19 protein-coding genes are annotated in these 17,694 nt (G+C 67.3%); 16 read left to right on the forward strand and 3 right to left on the reverse strand.

Translation table 11 applies throughout. The annotated features are described in order from the left end of the window. Positions 1-4: 4 nt before the first annotated feature. The 16 genes from fabG (at position 5) to acpS (ending at position 13,248) form a co-directional block, all read left to right on the forward strand. Complete coding sequence (gene fabG / locus QM732_RS01925) at positions 5-748, forward strand: 3-oxoacyl-ACP reductase FabG (RefSeq protein ID WP_415654526.1); 744 nt, start codon at positions 5-7, stop codon at positions 746-748. An 87-nt stretch (positions 749-835) separates the two neighbouring features. Further along, positions 836-1,075 carry an acyl carrier protein gene (gene acpP, locus QM732_RS01930; protein WP_056204266.1) on the forward strand — a complete coding sequence of 80 codons (240 nt, stop codon included), beginning with the start codon at positions 836-838 and terminating at the stop codon, positions 1,073-1,075. A 42-nt stretch (positions 1,076-1,117) separates the two neighbouring features. After that, on the forward strand, positions 1,118-2,362 hold the full coding sequence (gene fabF / locus QM732_RS01935) for a beta-ketoacyl-ACP synthase II (protein ID WP_415654527.1): 1,245 nt from the start codon (positions 1,118-1,120) through the stop codon (positions 2,360-2,362). An 18-nt stretch (positions 2,363-2,380) separates the two neighbouring features. Continuing rightward, on the forward strand, positions 2,381-2,725 hold the full coding sequence (locus QM732_RS01940; protein ID WP_415654528.1) for a hypothetical protein: 345 nt from the start codon (positions 2,381-2,383) through the stop codon (positions 2,723-2,725). Then, positions 2,704-3,303, forward strand: a complete 600-nt coding sequence (locus tag QM732_RS01945) for a sigma-70 family RNA polymerase sigma factor (protein WP_415654529.1) — start codon at positions 2,704-2,706, stop codon at positions 3,301-3,303. Before QM732_RS01940 ends, QM732_RS01945 begins: the two co-directional genes overlap by 22 nt. Then, positions 3,297-3,812: an RseA family anti-sigma factor gene (locus tag QM732_RS01950; protein ID WP_415654530.1), complete on the forward strand. Its 516-nt coding sequence runs from the start codon at positions 3,297-3,299 to the stop codon at positions 3,810-3,812. The genes QM732_RS01945 and QM732_RS01950 overlap by 7 nt, the downstream gene beginning before the upstream one ends. Positions 3,813-3,882: 70 nt before the next feature. Continuing rightward, positions 3,883-5,343 (forward strand): DegQ family serine endoprotease, encoded by a 1,461-nt coding sequence (locus QM732_RS01955; protein ID WP_415654531.1) that lies wholly within the window; start codon positions 3,883-3,885, stop codon positions 5,341-5,343. Between the two features lie 517 nt (positions 5,344-5,860). Further along, complete coding sequence (gene lepA / locus QM732_RS01960) at positions 5,861-7,669, forward strand: translation elongation factor 4 (RefSeq protein WP_415654532.1); 1,809 nt, start codon at positions 5,861-5,863, stop codon at positions 7,667-7,669. A 31-nt stretch (positions 7,670-7,700) separates the two neighbouring features. After that, the gene (gene lepB / locus QM732_RS01965; RefSeq protein ID WP_415654533.1) at positions 7,701-8,678 is read left to right on the forward strand and encodes a signal peptidase I; all 978 of its coding nucleotides are present in this window, start codon (positions 7,701-7,703) and stop codon (positions 8,676-8,678) included. A 14-nt stretch (positions 8,679-8,692) separates the two neighbouring features. Further along, positions 8,693-9,085, forward strand: a complete 393-nt coding sequence (locus QM732_RS01970) for a DUF4845 domain-containing protein (protein WP_415654534.1) — start codon at positions 8,693-8,695, stop codon at positions 9,083-9,085. 25 nt (positions 9,086-9,110) lie between these two features. Then, positions 9,111-9,803 carry a ribonuclease III gene (rnc, locus tag QM732_RS01975; RefSeq protein ID WP_415654535.1) on the forward strand — a complete coding sequence of 231 codons (693 nt, stop codon included), beginning with the start codon at positions 9,111-9,113 and terminating at the stop codon, positions 9,801-9,803. Continuing rightward, entirely contained in the window at positions 9,800-10,723 is a 924-nt protein-coding gene (gene era, locus QM732_RS01980) for a GTPase Era (protein ID WP_415654536.1), read from the forward strand. Before rnc ends, era begins: the two co-directional genes overlap by 4 nt. Before the next feature lie 75 nt (positions 10,724-10,798). Beyond that, complete coding sequence (gene recO / locus QM732_RS01985) at positions 10,799-11,560, forward strand: DNA repair protein RecO (RefSeq protein ID WP_415654537.1); 762 nt, start codon at positions 10,799-10,801, stop codon at positions 11,558-11,560. Between the two features lie 4 nt (positions 11,561-11,564). Further along, positions 11,565-12,332, forward strand: coding sequence for a pyridoxine 5'-phosphate synthase (locus tag QM732_RS01990; protein WP_415654538.1), 768 nt, complete (start codon positions 11,565-11,567; stop codon positions 12,330-12,332). Next, positions 12,329-12,859, forward strand: coding sequence for a GNAT family N-acetyltransferase (locus tag QM732_RS01995; protein ID WP_415654539.1), 531 nt, complete (start codon positions 12,329-12,331; stop codon positions 12,857-12,859). Before QM732_RS01990 ends, QM732_RS01995 begins: the two co-directional genes overlap by 4 nt. Continuing rightward, entirely contained in the window at positions 12,856-13,248 is a 393-nt protein-coding gene (gene acpS / locus QM732_RS02000) for a holo-ACP synthase (protein ID WP_415654540.1), read from the forward strand. The genes QM732_RS01995 and acpS overlap by 4 nt, the downstream gene beginning before the upstream one ends. Here the strand turns inward: acpS and QM732_RS02005 are convergent. The 3 genes from QM732_RS02005 to QM732_RS02015 all read right to left on the reverse strand — a co-directional run bounded on the left by QM732_RS02005 (position 13,245) and on the right by QM732_RS02015 (position 17,636). Continuing rightward, positions 13,245-14,255 carry a hypothetical protein gene (locus QM732_RS02005; RefSeq protein ID WP_415654541.1) on the reverse strand — a complete coding sequence of 337 codons (1,011 nt, stop codon included), beginning with the start codon at positions 14,253-14,255 and terminating at the stop codon, positions 13,245-13,247. The two genes, acpS and QM732_RS02005, sit on opposite strands and share 4 nt — an antisense overlap. Before the next feature lie 38 nt (positions 14,256-14,293). Continuing rightward, positions 14,294-15,964: a hypothetical protein gene (locus QM732_RS02010; protein ID WP_415654542.1), complete on the reverse strand. Its 1,671-nt coding sequence runs from the start codon at positions 15,962-15,964 to the stop codon at positions 14,294-14,296. Positions 15,965-16,085: 121 nt separating this feature from the next. Continuing rightward, positions 16,086-17,636, reverse strand: coding sequence for an oligopeptide:H+ symporter (locus tag QM732_RS02015; RefSeq protein ID WP_415654543.1), 1,551 nt, complete (start codon positions 17,634-17,636; stop codon positions 16,086-16,088). Positions 17,637-17,694: the final 58 nt, after the last annotated feature.

The following is a 17,694-nucleotide window of genomic DNA, read 5'->3' on the forward strand; positions in this document are numbered from 1 at the left end:
ACCCATGACTGAATCCGCATCCAAGGGCGTCGCCCTCGTCACAGGCGCCAGCCGCGGCATCGGCCGCGCCATCGCGCTGGCCCTGGCCCACGAAGGCTGGCGCGTCATCGGTACCGCGACATCCGAGTCAGGTGCCGACGGCATCACGCAGGCCCTGGCGCCCCTCGGTGGCCGCGGCATCGTGCTGAACGTGACCGACGCCGCCGCCAGCCAGGCGGCCGTGGACGACATCGTCGCCAAGGACGGTGGCCTGCATGTGCTCGTCAACAACGCCGGCATCACCCGCGACACCCTCTCCATGCGCATGAAGGACGAGGACTGGGACGCCGTGCTGGACACCAACCTCAAGGCCGTCTTCCGCCTCGCCCGCGCGGCGACCAAGCCGATGATGAAGCAGCGCTCGGGACGCATCATCAACATCACCTCGGTCGTTGGCGCCTCCGGCAATGCCGGTCAGGCCAACTACGCCGCCGCCAAGGCAGGCGTGGCCGGGCTGACCCGCTCGCTGGCCCGCGAGCTGGGTAGCCGAGGCATCACGGTCAACTGCATCGCGCCGGGGTTCATCGCCACCGACATGACCGAGGTGCTGCCCGAGGCCCAGAAGGCTGCGCTTCTGGCCCAGATCCCGCTGGGCCGCCTCGGTGCGCCCGAGGAAATCGCCGCGGCGGTTGCCTTCTTGGCGTCATCCGGCGGTGCTTACATCACCGGCACCGAGCTGCACGTCAACGGCGGCATGTACATGGCCTGATCAGGCCCGGGCCCCCTGATTTAGGGGCGCCCATCTAGAGCCCGTAGAATGCTGGGCTGTTTTCTGCAAACCCCTCCTGGAGGAGTCATGAGCGATATCGAAGCACGAGTCAAGAAAATCATCGCCGAGCAACTCGGCGTGGCGGAAGCCGACGTTACGAACGAGAAGGCTTTCGTTGCCGACCTGGGCGCCGATTCTCTGGACACCGTGGAACTGGTGATGGCCCTCGAAGACGAGTTCGGCATCGAGATCCCCGACGAAGAAGCCGAGAAGATCACCACCGTGCAGCTGGCGATCGACTACGCCGTCAAGCACCAGAAGGCCTGAGGCCTTTTCTCTCTCGCAACTCTGATCCCTGATCCGCACTGCATGACCCGTCGCCGCGTCGTCGTCACCGGTCTTGGCCTTATCAGTCCCGTCGGCAACACCGTTGCCGAAGGCTGGGCCAATATCCTCGCCGGACGTTCCGGCATTGCCACCGTCACCCGCTTCGATGCCAGCAACCTGGCGTGCCACTTCGCGGGTGAGGTCAAGGGCTTCAATATCGAGGATTACATCCCCGCCAAGGAAGCCCGGCACATGGATGGTTTCATCCATTACGGCCTGGCGGCGGCCTTCCAGGCAGTGCGCGACTCCGGCATCCCGACCGGCGATCAACTGACCGAAGAACAGGCCGAGCGCATCGGCGTGCTCGTGGGTTCCGGCATTGGCGGCCTGCCGCTGATCGAAGACACCCACACCGAACTGATGAACCGCGGCCCGCGCCGCATCTCGCCGTTCTTCATCCCGGCCTCGATCATCAACATGATCTCGGGCCATGTTTCCATCAACTTCGGCTTCCAGGGCCCCAACCTGGCGATCGTGACGGCCTGCACCACGGGCCTGCACGCGATCGGTGAAGCCGGCCGCCTCATCGAGTACGGCGACGCCGACGTGATGATCGCGGGCGGTGCCGAAGGCGCGGTGTCGGCGCTCGGCATCGGTGGCTTTGCCGCCGCCCGCGCACTGTCGACCCGCAACGACGACCCGGCTACCGCGTCCCGCCCCTGGGACAAGGACCGCGACGGCTTCGTGCTGGGCGAGGGTGCCGGTGTGCTTGTGCTCGAGGAGTACGAGCACGCCAAGAAGCGTGGCGCCAAGATCTACTGCGAGCTGTCCGGTTTCGGCATGGGTGCAGACGCGTACCACATGACCGCGCCCAACGTCGACGGCCCCAAGCGTTCCATGCGCGCGGCGCTGCGCAACGCGGGTATCAACCCCGACCAGATCCAGTACATGAACGCCCACGGCACCTCCACGCCGCTGGGTGACGTGAACGAGACCAACGCGATCAAGCTGGCCTTCGGCGACCATGCCAGGAACATGGTCGTCAGCTCGACCAAGTCCATGACCGGCCACCTGCTGGGCGGCGCGGGCGGCATCGAATCGGTCTTCACGGCGCTGGCCATCCGCGACCAGGTCGCCCCGCCGACGATCAACATCTTCAACCAGGATCCCGAGTGCGACCTGGACTACTGCGCCAACGAGGCGCGGCCGATGAAGATCGAGTACGCCGCGAAGAACAACTTCGGCTTCGGCGGCACCAACGGCACGCTGATCTTCAAGCGCGTCTGACGACGCCGAGTCCCGGCGATGCGCTGCACGCCGCCGGTCGCCGTGCAAATCCTGCCTCGGCCGGCCGTGCAGGCCGTTGTCGCGTTGATCGCGGCCTTCGCGGCCGCCGACCAGCGGCGCCGAGGCCCGGCCAGCATGGCCGCCTCTCCCCTTCATCATGTCCTGGGCGGGTGGCTGGCCGATCCCGGCCGCGATGACGAGGCGCCCGTGCAGCTGGCCCCGCCGATCGATCTCGACGCCTTGCGCCTGCTGGGGATCAGTTCCGCTTCGCAACGGCTGCGGCCGTCGCGTGCCCGGCCGCCCGCCTGGGGGGCGCTGCGAGCGACGCCTTTTGCCACGCCATGCGGCGCGACGCAGCGATGACGACCGAGGCCGACACGTTACTCGTGCGCGAGGCCCAGCAGGGCAGCCGTGCCGCCTTCGACATGCTGGTGCTGAAGTACCAGCGCCGCGTCGAGCGCCTTCTGTCGCGCAGCGTGCGCGATCCCGCCGATGTGGCCGACCTGTGCCAGGAGACCTTCCTGGCTGCCTATCGTGCGCTGCCGGCCTTTCGCGGCGAGAGCGCCTTCTATACCTGGATCTACCGCATCGCGATCAACGCGGCCAAGCGCCATCGTGCCCGCCAGCGACCTGTCGAATCCCTGGACGGCGACGAAGGAACTTTCGGCACGGACGCTACTCCAAGCGACGATGCGACCCCCGAGGCCTTGCTCGCGGGACGTCAGCTGGCCCGGGAACTGGACGACGCGGTCGCCGCCCTGGCCGAGGATCAGCGCCGGGCGCTGTTGCTGCGAGAGGTTGATGGCTTGAGCTACGACGAGATTGCCGACCTGATGGACTGCCCGCAGGGCACCGTGCGCTCGCGCATCTTTCGCGCGCGCGAGGCGGTCGCTGCGCGTCTGCGCCCATTGCTGGGTGGCGGGGGAGGGCGGCGATGGTGAGTCGCACGGACGAAGTGCTGGCCGAAGCCCTGTCGGCCGTCATGGACGGGCGAGCGACGCCGGCCGACTGGGCGCAGGTGAATGCTGCGTGGGCGCGCGACCCGGCCTTGCGCGACCGCTGGGCGCTCTGGCACGCGACCGCGGACGGCTTGCGCGCCACCGAGCTGTCGCCGCTGCACCGGGAGCCGGAGTCGCTGCTTGCTGCCCTGCATGCACAGTTGCCGGCCGCGGCAGTGGCGCATCCGCGTGGGCGTGACTGGTTGGCGCCGCTTGCTGTCGCGGCCAGCTTCGTGGCCCTGGCTCTGGGTGTGGGCGTGCTGCGGCCGGCTCCGGCGACGCAGACCCTCGTCGCCGCGGCACCCGTCCCGACACCGCGAGCGCAAGGGCTTGGCGGCCTGAGTTTTGCGCAGACCGCTGCAGGCCGTACGCTGGCGGCCGACGCACCGCCGGAAGTGATCGATTGGGCGTTGGCTCTGCCGGAGCCCGCCGCTTCCCATCCGCTTCCTTGAAGCCTCGCAGCACCGCCCCATCTGTTTTGTCCGTCCCCGATCTCATTGGTTGAATTCCCGGAAATCCCTTATGCACGCTGAGAACCGCCTCCATCCCGCGCGCGCGCGCTTCCTGTTCTCCAGCACGGCCCTGGCCCTGGCGCTGGCCCTGGGGCAGGCCCCGGTTGCCGCGCAGCCGCGCGAGTTGCCGGACTTCGCCGAACTGGTGGAGCGTGTCGGGCCTGCGGTGGTCAACATCCGCACCGTCGAGAAGGTCAAGGTGCCCGAAGGCCAGGCCGAGATGAACGAGCCGATGCAGGAGTTCTTCCGCCGCTTCGGCATCCCGGTGCCCAACCAGCGCCGTGGCACGCCGCGTGGCGATGGCACGCCGGACGATGACGGCCCGATGCGCCGCGGCGTCGGCTCTGGCTTCATCCTCAGTGCCGACGGCTATGTGCTCACGAATGCCCATGTCGTCCAGGGGGCCGACGAGGTCATCGTCACGCTGACCGACAAGCGCGAGCTCAAGGCCAAGATCATCGGCGCCGACCAGCGCTCCGACGTGGCCGTCGTGAAGGTCGAGGCCACCGGCCTACCCGTCGTGAAGGTTGGCGACAGCAACAAGGCCCGCGTCGGGGAATGGGTGATGGCCATTGGCTCGCCCTTCGGCCTGGAGAACACCGTGACGGCCGGCATCATCAGCGCCAAGCAGCGCGACACCGGCGACCTGCTGCCGCTGATCCAGACCGACGTGGCGATCAATCCCGGCAATTCCGGCGGTCCGCTGGTGAACATGCGCGGCGAGGTCATCGGCATCAATTCGCAGATCTACAGCCAGAGCGGCGGCTACATGGGCATCGCATTCGCGATCCCCATCGCCGATGCCATCCGCGTGGCTGACGAGCTCCGCGCCGGCGGCCGGGTCGTCCGCGGCTACCTCGGCGTGCTGCCCGACGACATCACCAAGGAAATCGCCGAAGCCATCGGCCTGGGCAAGCCCCAGGGCGCGGTGATCCGATCGGTTGTCGCCGGCAGCCCGGCCGAGAAGGCCGGCGTGGAGGGGGGCGATGTGGTCACCAAGGTCGATGGCAAGATCGTTGACAAGGCCGCCGATCTGCGCCGCCTGGTGGCCAACGTGAAGCCCGGCGCCAAGACGACGCTGACGGTGTTCCGCCGTGGCGTGACCAAGGAGATCGTCGTCACCATTGGCGAGGATGAGCGCAGCAAGAAGCCGGATGGCGATGGCGCCAGCCAGCCTGCGCCAGCCGCGGCGCCGAGCGCGGCCCTGGGGCTCAAGGTGTCCGAGCTGACCGAGGCCCAGCGCAAGGAGTTGAAGCTCAAGTCCGGCATCAAGGTGGACAGCGCCACCGGTGCCGCGGCGCGCGTGGGGTTGCGCGAGGGCGACCTCATCCTCTCGGTGGACAACGTCGAGGTGACCTCGGTCAAGGCCTTCCAGGCCCAGATCGCCAAGGCGGACAAGGCCAAGGTCATCAACCTGGTGGTGCGCCGGGGTGACGAGGTCAGCTTCGTGCTGCTCAAGCCGGCGCGCTGACGCGGCACAAACCTGGGCTGTCTGCTCGGGCTTTCCGCGATGCGGCAAAGCGACGACGGGCGACGGCCAAGGTTGTCCACTGCTGCTGGAAGTTGGCACATGCTAACTTTCTGCATGGACCGTCGATTGTTCGTGCGGACCGCTAAAATCCAGGTCAGACGCTCCGCTGAAAGGGTGTCTGACGACGGAATCGACGCCCGCCGACAGCGCCCCGATTTGATCCACAGGCGATCCACAGGAACTTGTGGATAAGTTGTGGATGAAATTCCTTGTTGGCAGCCTGCAACGGCCGGAAAACCAATGCTGGTGCGGTTTCCCGGCCGGGCCTTTTGGCTACAATGAAGGCCCAACAAGCAGTTGCCATACCTTTTGTTGGAAGGCACGTCGCCTCTTCGACGTGCCTTTTTTTTGCCCGCCGCCGCGCGGCTTCACCGCGCTTCACTTCGCTTTGCGAAGTTAGCGTGTGGCGCAACGGCCGAAGCCGTTGTGTCCATCAGCACTGCGCTGCCGAGATCAGATGAATCACATCCGCAATTTCTCCATCATTGCCCACATCGACCACGGCAAGAGCACCCTGGCCGATCGCATCATCCAGCGCTGCGGAGGGCTGAGCGACCGGGAGATGGAAGCGCAGGTGCTGGACTCCATGGACCTGGAGCGCGAGCGTGGCATCACGATCAAGGCGCAGACGGCCGCGCTGCAGTACAAGGCCAAGGACGGGCAGGTTTACAACCTGAACCTGATCGACACGCCGGGCCATGTGGACTTCTCTTATGAAGTGAGCCGTTCGCTGTCCGCCTGTGAAGGAGCTTTGCTGGTCGTCGACGCGTCCCAGGGCGTGGAGGCGCAGACGGTGGCCAACTGCTACACGGCGCTGGATCTCGGCGTCGAGGTGGTGCCGGTGCTGAACAAGATGGACCTTCCGTCCGCCGATCCGGACAACGCCAAGGCAGAGATCGAGGACGTCATCGGCATCGACGCCGATGACGCCATCCCGTGCTCGGCCAAGACCGGCATGGGCATCGACGAGATCCTGGAAGCCGTCATCACCAAGATGCCCCCGCCCAAGGGCAACCCCGAGGGCGCGCCGCGCGCGATGATCATCGACGCCTGGTTCGACAACTACGTCGGCGTCGTCATGCTGGTGCGCGTGGTGGACGGCGAACTGCGCAAGAGCGAGCGCATCCGCATGATGGCCACCAACGCCGTCTATCCCATCGAGCACCTGGGCGTGTTCACGCCCAAGAGCGAAAACCGCGATGCGCTGAAGGCCGGTGAGGTGGGCTTCATCATCTGCGGCATCAAGGAACTGGCCGCGGCCAAGGTCGGCGACACCATCACGCTGGAAAAGAAGCTGCCCAACAACGCCGGGCCGGCCACGGAGGCGCTGCCAGGCTTCAAGGAGATCCAGCCCCAGGTGTTCGCGGGCCTGTACCCGACCGAGGCCAGCGAGTACGACCAGCTGCGCGACGCGCTGGAGAAGCTCAGCCTCAATGACGCCTCGCTGCGCTACGAGCCCGAGGTCAGCCAGGCGCTGGGCTTTGGATTCCGCTGCGGCTTTCTGGGCCTGCTGCACATGGAGATCGTGCAGGAGCGCCTGGAGCGCGAGTTCGACCAGGACCTTGTCACCACGGCGCCAAGCGTCATCTACGAGGTGGAGCTGAACGACGGCGAGGTCATCCAGGTCGAAAACCCGTCCAAGATGCCTGACATCGGCCGCATGCGAGAGATCCGCGAGCCCATCGTCACGGTGCACCTGTACATGCCGCAGGACTATGTCGGCGTCGTCATGACGCTGGCCAACCAGAAGCGCGGCATCCAGCTCAACATGGCCTACCACGGCAAGCAGGTCATGCTGACCTACGAGATCCCGCTGGCCGAGATCGTGCTGGACTTCTTCGACAAGCTCAAGAGCGCGTCGCGCGGCTATGCGTCCATGGACTACGAGTTCAAGGAATACCGCGCGGCCGACGTCGTCAAGGTCGACATCATGATCAACGGTGACCGTGTCGACCCGCTGGCCATGATCGTGCACCGCAGCCAGAGCCAGTACCGCGGCCGCGCGGTGGCTGCCAAGATGCGCGAGCAGATCCCGCGCCAGATGTACGACGTGGCCATCCAGGCCGCCATCGGCGCCAACATCATCGCCCGCGAGAACATCAAGGCGCTGCGCAAGAACGTGCTGGCAAAATGCTACGGCGGTGACATCACCCGCAAGCGCAAGCTGCTGGAAAAGCAAAAGGCCGGCAAGAAGCGCATGAAGCAGATCGGCTCGGTGGAAGTGCCGCAAGAAGCCTTCCTCGCCATCCTGCAAGTCGACGATTGAACTCCCCCATCCAGCCTTGAAAACCTCCCCGATGAGCGCTCTGACCGGTGTTTTGTACGCGGCCCTGGTGGCCTATCTGGGCGGCTGGTACGTCGGCCGCTGGAATGGCAACTTCGCGCTGCTGCTCTTCATCCTGACGACCGTGACCATGCTGTACTGGCTGGCCGAGCGTTTCCACTTCGCACCGGCCCGACGCGCGGCGGCCGATGCGCTTGCCGCCAATGACGCCAAGCGCCGCGAGACCCTGGCCGCCCAGGGCATCTCGCGCGTGGACGGCGACATCGAGCCTGCACGCCAGCAGATCCTGCAGCAGCCCTGGTGGCTGGACTGGACCGCCGGCCTGTTCCCGGTGATCCTTGTCGTCTTCCTGCTGCGCAGCTTCCTGTTCGAGCCCTTCAAGATCCCGTCGGGCTCCATGGTGCCCACGCTGCTGGTGGGAGACCTCATCCTCGTCAACAAGTTCCACTACGGTGTGCGCCTGCCGGTGCTGAACAAGAAGATCATCGCCAACAACGACGTGAAGCGCGGCGACGTGATGGTCTTCCGTTACCCCGAAGACCCGAGTACCGACTTCATCAAGCGGGTTGCCGGCATCCCGGGCGACGAAGTGAGCTACATCAACCAGAAGCTCTACATCAACGGCCAGGCCGCGCCCGTGCAGCCCCAGGGCAACTTCTACGACGAGGACGCGCGCGTCTACCGCCAACGCTTCCTGGAGAAGCTGGGTGACAAGGAGCACCAGATCCTCGTCCAGCCCGACGCGCAGCGCTTCTTCCGTGCCGACCGTGCCGACGGCCCCTTCCCGTTCAACGAGAACTGCCGCTACACCATCGAAGGCGTGACCTGCAAGGTACCGGCCGGCCACTACTTCATGCTGGGCGACAACCGTGACAACTCGCGCGATTCGCGCTTCTGGGGTTTCGTGCCCGACGAGAACATCGTCGGCAAGGCCTTCTTGGTCTGGATGAATTTCGGTAACCTCAAGCGCGTCGGAACCTTCTTCGATTGATTCGATTGATGCAGATGAGCCACCGTCGTCCCGCTCGCACCACCTTCCCCTCCTCGCTGCACCGCCAGCGTGGCCTCACGCTGATCGGCCTGCTGTTCTGGGGCGGCGTCATTGCCGTGGTGGCCGTCATCGGCATGAAGGTCTTTCCGACCGTGCTCGAGTACTACACCGTGCAGCGCGTCGTCGACCGTATCGCGGCGGGCAACCCGTCCACCGTGCCGCAGGTGCGCCAGGAGTTCGACAAGGCCAGGCAGGTCGAGTACTCCATCCAGAGCATCACTGGGGGCGACCTGGTCGTCACCAAGGATGGCAGCGACAAGGTCGTCATCGAGTTCGCCTGGGATCGGGAGATCGACCTCTTCGGTCCGGTCTACCTGATGATCAAGTACCGGGGCAAGTCGCGTTGACGGCATTGACGCCTGCCTCGCGTCAATGAACGCCGCTCTCGACGACCTGCAACGCCGCCTCGGCCATCGCTTCCAGCGGACCGAGTTGCTGACCCGCGCGCTGACGCACCGCAGCTATGGCGCCGACCACAACGAGCGGCTGGAATTCCTCGGCGACGCCGTGCTCAGCCTGGCCGTGTCCAGCCTGCTCTACGAGCGATACGCCGGCTCCGACGAAGGCGACCTGACCCGCGTGCGCGCCCACCTCGTGCGCGAGGACAGCCTGCACAAGCTGGGCCTGGCGCTGGGCCTGCCGGCCGTGTTGAAGATGTCCGACGGTGAGGCCCGCGGCGGCGGCGCGCAGCGCCCCTCCATCCTGGCCGATGCGGTCGAGGCACTGCTTGGCGCCGCCTACATCGACGCTGGCTATGACGCCGCGCTCGCCATCGTGCGCCGCCTGCTCGGCGAGACCATTGCCACGTCGACCAGTGCCGGCGACTTCGCCAAGGACGCCAAGACCGCGCTGCAGGAATGGCTGCAGGCCCGCCGCATTGCCGTGCCGAGCTACCGTATCGTCGCAACGCGTGGCCAGGCCCATGCCCAGACCTTCGAGGTCGAATGCGCCGTGCCGGCGCTCGACGTGGCCGAACTGGGTGTCGGCCGTTCCCGCCGCACCGCCGAGCAGGAGGCAGCCCGCCGCCTGCTGGATAGACTGACTGCCGAACGAGGCAAACCATGACCGAGCCCACCGTGCCCGCATCCGAAGTACCGCAGCCGTCCGCTCAGCGTTGTGGCCTGATCGCCATCGTCGGTCGACCCAACGTGGGCAAGTCCACGCTGCTGAACGCCCTCGTGGGCCAGAAGGTCAGCATCACCTCCGACAAGGCGCAGACGACCCGCCATCGCATCACCGGCGTGCGCACCGTGGACGAGGCACAGTTCGTCTTCGTCGACACGCCGGGCTTCCAGACCAGGCACAACGCCGCGTTGAATCGCACGCTGAACCGCACCGTGCACGGCGTGCTGGCCGACGTGGACCTGGTGCTGTTTGTCGTCGAGGCCGGCCGCTTCGGCCTGGATGATGCCAAGGTGCTGGGCCTGCTGCCCGAGGACAAGCCCGTCGTGCTGATCGCCAACAAGCTCGACGCCGTGCACCGCCGCGCCGAGCTGGCGCCCTGGCTCAAGGGCATGCAGGAGCGCCGCAACTTTGCCGAGTTCGTGCCGCTGTCGGCCAAGAAGGAGGCGGACGTGACCCGCCTCTTCAAGATCCTCAAGCCCTATCTGCCGGAGCAGGGCTGGTTCTATGACGAGGACGCGCTGACCGACCGCAGCGAGAAGTTCCTCGCCAGCGAGATCATCCGCGAGAAGCTGTTCCGCCTGACCGGCGACGAGCTGCCCTACACATCCACCGTCGTCATCGACAAGTGGGAAGAGGAGGGCGAGCTGCGCCGCATCAGCGCCAGCATCGTTGTCGAGCGCGATGCGCACAAGGGCATGATCATCGGCCAGGGCGGTGAGCGGCTGAAGCGCATTGGCTCGGAGTCGCGCCAGGAACTGGAGCACCTGATGGACGGCCGCGTGTTCCTGGAGCTGTGGGTCAAGGTACGTTCCGGCTGGGCGGATACGGAAGAGCATCTGCGCAGCTACGGCTATGAATGAGGCCCCCAGTCCGGCGGGTACGCTTGCGACCCCCCAACGGGGTTCGCCCGGCTCGCGGCGGCCCGGCGCCGGACGGTGACCGCAAGCCGCGCGCCTTTGGTGCAGCCGGCGTATGTGCTGCACCAGCACGACTGGAGCGAGTCCAGCCTCATCCTCGACCTGTTCACGCGTGAGTCCGGCCGAGTGGCCGTCGCGGCCAAGGGTGCCAAGAGGCCATATTCGCAGCTGCGCGCCGTGCTGCTGCCGCTGCAGCGCATCACCGTCAGCCTCAGCAGGCCCGGCAAATCGGCTTCGCCCGATGGCGGGGAGGTGCAGACGCTGCGCAGCGCCGAATGGGGCGGTGGCGCCACGCTGCCGGCCGGTGCGGCGCTGTTCTCCGGCTACTACCTGAACGAGCTGCTGCTCAAGCTGCTGGCCCGCCACGATCCGCATCCGCAGCTCTTTGACGCCTATGCCGACGCGCTGGCCCACCTGGCCGAGGGCGATGCCGCGCTGCGCGCTTTCGAGCTCAAGCTGCTGGCCGAGCTGGGCCTGCTGCCGGACCTCAGCGTCGTTACGCCCACGCAGGCGCCGATCGAGCCGGCCCGCCGCTACCAGCTCTCGCCCGAGTCCGGCCTGATCCCGCCGACGGGCGATGCCAGCCTGTCCGGCGCGCTGCTGGTCCAGCTGCAGGCCGCGTTGCTGCACGGCAGCCCGGCGGCGCTACGCCAGGCCTGCGCGGCCGCACCTTCGACCCTGAAGACGACGCTGCGCGGACTGCTCCACTACCATTTGGGCCACCAGGCGCTGCGCACCCGCGCGCTGATGGTGGACGTGCAACAACTGCTCGACTCCTGACTCCATGAATCCGCTCGCTCATGCTGGCGCCCGCTGCGCCCTGTCGGTCAACGTCAACAAGGTCGCGCTGCTGCGCAATACCCGCCACCTCGGCATCCCCAGCGTGCTGCGTGCGGCCGAGCAATGCCTGCTGGCGGGTGCCCAGGGCATCACCGTGCACCCGCGTCCCGATGCGCGCCACATCCGCGCGAGCGACGTCGACGACCTCGCCGCCTTCTTGAAGGAATGGCCCCAGGCCGAGTTCAACATCGAGGGCAACCCGACGCAGAACCTGATGGACTTCGTGCGCCGCCACCGTCCGCACCAGGTGACCTTCGTGCCCGATGCGGAAGACCAGTTCACCTCGGACCATGGCTGGACGCTGCCTGCCGATGCCGGACGCCTGGCGCCGCTGATCCAGGAGGCGCAGGACCTGGGCGTGCGCGTCAGCCTCTTCATGGACCCCAACCCCGCCGCCATGGCCGCCGTGGCAGAGCTCGGCGCGGACCGCATCGAGCTCTACACCGAGACCTTCGCCAGCGCCTTCGGCACCGCGGGTCAGGCCGAGGTCCTGGCCGGCTTCACGGCGACGGCCGAGGCCGCGCTGAGGGCGGGGCTGGGCATCAATGCCGGCCACGACCTGAACCGCGACAACCTCAGCGTCTTCCTGCGCCACGTGCCCGGCGTGCTGGAGGCCTCCATCGGCCATGCCCTCATCGCCGACGCGCTGGAGCTGGGCTATGCCGAGACGGTGCGTGCCTACCAACGCGTGATCGCGACGGCCTACGCATGAGCCCCATCCGGCCGGGCGCAGGGGCAGCGGCGATCCTGCGCCGCGCAGTCGCGGATGACGCGCCCCGCCTTGCGGCACTGGCGTGCTGGGTGTGGCTGGACAGCTATGCCACACACGGCGTGGAGTCCCGCTTCCTGCCGTATCTGGCCACCTCCTTCACGCCGGCTGCCTTCGAACGGTTGATCGCCGATCCGCAGCAGGCTCTATGGCTGGCGGAAGGCGAGAGCGGGGCCCTGCAAGGCTTCGCCCAGATCCGACAGGGCGTGCCGGCACCCGCGGCAGAGCCGTTGCTGCTCGAACTGGAGCGGCTGTACGTCGCACCGCCCTGCACCGGCCATGGCGTGGGTGCCCGGCTGCTGGCCGCTGCGCGGGGCAACTGGCCAGGCCAGGCGCTGTGGCTCAGTGTCTGGGTGGGCAACGAGCGCGCCCAGCGCTTCTATCGCAGAGAAGGCGGGCGCGTCGTCGGCGAGACCGACTTCATGCTCGATGGCCAGCCCATCCGCAACCTCGTGATCGCCCTCCCATGATCTACGGCATTGGTACCGACATCTGCGACATCCGCCGCATCGAGGCCACGCTGGCCCGTCGCGGCGAGCGCTTTGCCGAGAAGGTCCTTGGGCCGCAGGAACTGCAGGTCTTCCGCGCGCGCCGCGCGCGCGCCGAGGCCAGGGGCTTGCGCTACCTGGCGACGCGCTTCTCCGCGAAGGAGGCCTTCAGCAAGGCCATCGGCCTGGGCCTGCACCTGCCCATGCGCCTGCCCGACTGCCAGATCCTCAATGAGGCCAGCGGCCGGCCGGTGCTGAGGCTCTCCGGCGCGCTGGCGGACTGGTTTGCCGAGCGTGGGTTGAGTGGGCAGGTGACGCTCAGCGACGAGACCGACTATGCGGTCAGCTTCGTCGTCGTCGAAAAGGCCTAGGGCTTCTTCTTGGCGGCCGGCTTGGCCAGCGACTCACCCTTGGACTGCATGTCCATGTCCATCTCCATCAGCATGCGCCCGTTGTCGGGGCCGTTCATCGTCATCTTCATGTTCATCGACAGGCGGCTGGCCTGCTGAAGCCGGTCGGCCAGGCGCAGCGAGCTGCTGCCCTTGCCGCTGCCGTTGATCACCATCTGCATCATCTGGGGTGGGGCATCGGCAGCGTCGGCTCCAGCGGCAGATGCCGCCGACGCCGCTGCCGCGGGGCGGGGCAGCGGGGTGCTGATGTCCATCTTGAGGTCCATGGCCAGGTCGAAATGAGCCACCCCGTTGGCCACGCGCACCAGCGTGTAGCGCACCGTGCTCTGCATGTTGCCCGCGCCGCCAGGCATGGGCATGGGCAGGGCCATGTTGAACGGAACATCCACGCTTTCGCCGATCTTCAGCGGCCGCTGGGCCAGCGCCTTGTACAGCTGCAGGGCCTCGCCGATCACGGCAGTGGCCTGCTGGCCCATGGCGGCCTTCAGCTCCGGCGAACCGCCATCGAACTGCTGCACGTCGAAGCTGAAGTCCTTGGGATTGAAGCGGGCAGAGAAGCTCAGATCGCCCGCGTTGTTCTTGGGCAGCGGCATCGTCCTGCCGCCCACTTCCATGGTGCCGCCCTTGTTGGTGACGGACACGGTCACCGGCAGCCACCCCCCGGTGTCGGCCATGCCGACCTTCATGACCTGCTGCATCTGCAGGGCCATCTTCACAGGCCCGGTCTGGCTCATCTGCGTTGCCGTCTGGGCGATCTTGGCGCGTTGTTCCTCCGTGGCATCCGGACCGGCCTCGAGACGCATGCGCATGACGGCCTGCATGTCGATCATCTGGCGCTGGTGCTGGCCAGCGCGTGGTGTGGTGTCGAAGCTGACGGCAGCAGGCGCTGCCTGCGCCGACAGGTTGAGGCCCAGAAGGGTGGCCAGCAAGGGCAGGCGCGACAGGCGCAGTGAGGAGGCAAAGGTCACGAGAGCAACTCCATGAAGAAACGAGAAAAAAGGGGGCGTCAGCGAGGGTGGAACAGCAGTCTTTCGGCCAGCTCGCGCCGTGCCGGTGGCTGGGCCGGCAGCCGCTCCAGCAGGGCGATGACGGGCTCGCAGGCGGTGCCAGCGCCGGCGCTGTCGGATGCATCGGTCCACAGGCGCGCCAGCATGCCCTGCGCGGACGCACCCACCGAGCGGCTGAGCACCTCGATCTCGATGCCGCTCGGCGGCTTGGGCTGTCTGCGCGGCGGCGGGCCGCTGGCCACGTCCAGCAGCCACTGGGTCTCTCGGGCCTGCAACTCGACGGGAACCTGCTGGCGCGCACCCAGGCGGCCGTCCAGCAGGTCGCGGCACACCGGCCGGGCTCCGGGTTGGGCCGGCGTGCGTAGCGCCTTGAGCTGGTCGGCGACGAGCTGCACATAGCGTCGGCGCTGCGCGCTGTCCGTGCCATTGACCAGGGCTGGCATCTGGGCCGCCAATGGCGCCAGCGCGGTGGCCTGCACATCGTCGTCTGCGGCGCCTGCCGCGCGGGCCGCCGACATGCGCTGGGCCACCGCATCTATGGTGCCAGGCGCGCGCCGGTCCAGCGCTTCCCAGACCGGGTGCATGTGCAGCGCATCTTCGTAATCGGCCTGGGGGGCGGCAGCAAGTGGCAGCGGGATGGCCATGGTGCGCGGCGACGGCGCGATCAACCCGTGCGCCTGCAGCTCCTCGCGCGGCACGAACCACATGCTGCGAGACGAGGTGCGCAGCGTCTTGTCGATCATGCCCTGCGGCAGTCCCAGCTCGCGGTAGGTCTGGGCCAGTTGCTGGTTGGCCAGTTCCTCGAAGACCGGGTTGTAGGTGCCGGTCGAGGCGCGGTGAAAGCCCAGTTGCCCCTGCGGTGCCAGGTGGCGCGGGTTGCCGGCAAGGAAGACCAGCGTGCAGGCGCTGGCGCAGGTGCCGACGGCGCGCGCCTCATGGTGGTGGGCCTTCAGCGCGCTGGCCATGCGTTCGGCCTCGCGCACGCGGCCGCCGGGCGACGACAGCTCCACGCGCTTGAGCCCGCGCGCAGCCTCGCTGCCAAGCAGCGTGCGCAGCCGCTCTCCGTCGCCCATGCCGATAACGCCCTCCAGGCGCAGGCTGCGGCCGTCGGCCGAGAAGCTGAACTGGGCCTGGCCGATCGGGTCAATGCCGCGCGCCATCTGCCAGAACTCGCCCACGCCGGGCAGGAAGCCAAACAGTATCGAGGCGGCCAGTTGCAGCGTGCCCAGTACCAGCGTGATGCGGGCCAGCCAGCCCCACAGCAGCGAGCCGTGGTGGCGCAGATAGGCCGTGGCTGCGCGCCAGGTGCCGACCAGGCACCAGACGTCCAGTACCACCAGCAGCGGGAAGCCCAGCAGCACGACGATGGCGCTGAGCTGCAGCGAGTCGCCCTTGACGCTGATCCAGCTCATCAGGCCCGTCAGCAGCAGGGCCAGTGGCGCAGCGACGAGGAAGTTGTTCAGCCAGTAGCTGCGCACCAGGCTCAGCTCGCCGCGCCAGTGGCGAGTGAAATAACCCGTCTTCGGTGCGGAGGCCGGACGCGGCACGCGGCCAGGCTTGGGGCGTGGGCGGTGCGAGGCCTGCTGCCAGGCCGCTGGCGCCTCGGCGGGCGGCGGAGCCGGAGCTTCCGCGGCGGCTGACGTCGGGTCGATGTAGGGACGCTGGGTCATTCAGGCACCGTCGGAAAGAAAAATGCCGCCCGGGGGCAGTCGGGCGGCATCGTAGAGCGCGGCGCGCTTGCGGCGCGGCGGGCGGCCCGGGTAATTTCACCCATGCCGGCCCATGGCGGCGTCAGCCGCGGTAATTGTTCTGCATCGGATAGCGTCGTGCCACCAAGGCGAACAGCAGCGCCGCCACCAGCGCGAAGCCTGCGAAGAAGAACATCAGGCAGGCCGTCTCGCTGTAGCCGGTGGAGTGGATGGCGGCCAGCGCCGTCGGGCTCTTGATGCTGACGTTGGACAGCAGTACCCACAGATTGCCCACCGTCACCGACAGGCTCCAGAAGCTCATGATGGTGCCCTTCATGGACAAGGGCGCCTGGCTGTACGCAAACTCCAGGCCGGTGGCGGAGACCAGCACCTCGCCCAGCGTCAGCGCCACATAGGGCAGCATCTGCCAGACGATGCTGACCGTGTCGCCTGCGTCCAGCCAGAGCTGCAGCATGCCGGCAAAGATCCAGGCGACGCCGGCCAGCGCGATGCCCGCGCCCATGCGACGCAGCGCCGTGACCTTCAGGCCCATGCGCGCAAGCGTCGGGTAGAGCACCAGGTTGTTGAAGGGGATGAGGATCATCACCAGGGCCGGGTTCAGCGCCTGCATCATGGAAGACTGGAACCACTCGGGCTTGCTCATCTGGTCGGCCTGCAGCACCCAGGTCGAGGCCTTCTGGTCGAACAGCGACCAGAACGGCGTGACCAGAGCGAACAGCACCAGCACGCGCAGCACGGCGCGCGCGCCGTCCACCGCCTCGTCAGGATGCACGCCGCGAGCGCGCTCCAGCTGCAGCGCTGCGCCGATGCCCCCGAAGCCCATCACGAGAACCAGCGCCAGGCAGACCGCAGCGACGAAGCCCAGGCTGCCCATCTGGCTCAGGCTGTAGGCTGCGCCGATCAGGCCCAGTGCCGCGACGCCCAGCCCCAGGCCACCGGCCTTCAGCGCCGTCCAAACCACCTTCAGGAAGCTGTGCGGGTTGGCGCCGCGGGGCGGTTGGTGCACGTACTTCTTGCGGCCACTCCACAGGATCAGAGTGGCCAGCCCCATCAGCAGGCCCGGCAGGCCGAAGGCCACGCTGGCGCCGAAGGCCTTGAGGATGACGGGCATCAGCAGCGACGCGAAGAAGCTGCCGAAGTTGATGATCCAGTAGAAGGCGTCATAGACCTTCTGGGCCAGCGAGCGGTTGCTCTTGTCGAACTGGTCGCCGACGAAGCTGCTGACCAGCGGCTTGATGCCGCCTGAGCCCAGCGAGATCAGGAACAGGCCGAAGTAGAAGCCGCGGATGTTGTCTTCGAAGATCGCCAGGCAGGCATGACCAGCGCAGTACACGAGGCTTAGCCAGAAGATGGTCGGGTACTTGCCGAAGAAGCGATCGGCCAGCCAGCCGCCCAGCAGCGGGAAGAAGTAGACGCCGATGACGAAGGTGTGGAACACCTCCTTGGCCTCGGCCTTGCGCAAGTCCTCGGGGATGGCCAGCAGCAGGCTGGTCATCATGAAGACCGTCAGGATGTTGCGCATGCCGTAGAAGCTGAAGCGCTCACATCCCTCGTTGCCGATGATGTAGGGGATCTGCGGCGGCATCTTGGCCGGTGCCGTGTTCGCGTGAGGGTTCGCGGTAGTCGTGGTCATGGACGCCTCGGTGAAGCTCAAGAAAGCAAAACGCCGCCGGCTTGTGACCGGCGGCGTT

It is taken from the genome of Roseateles sp. (assembly GCF_047654805.1).
In the GTDB taxonomy this organism is placed as follows: Bacteria; Pseudomonadota; Gammaproteobacteria; order Burkholderiales; family Burkholderiaceae_C; genus Pelomonas.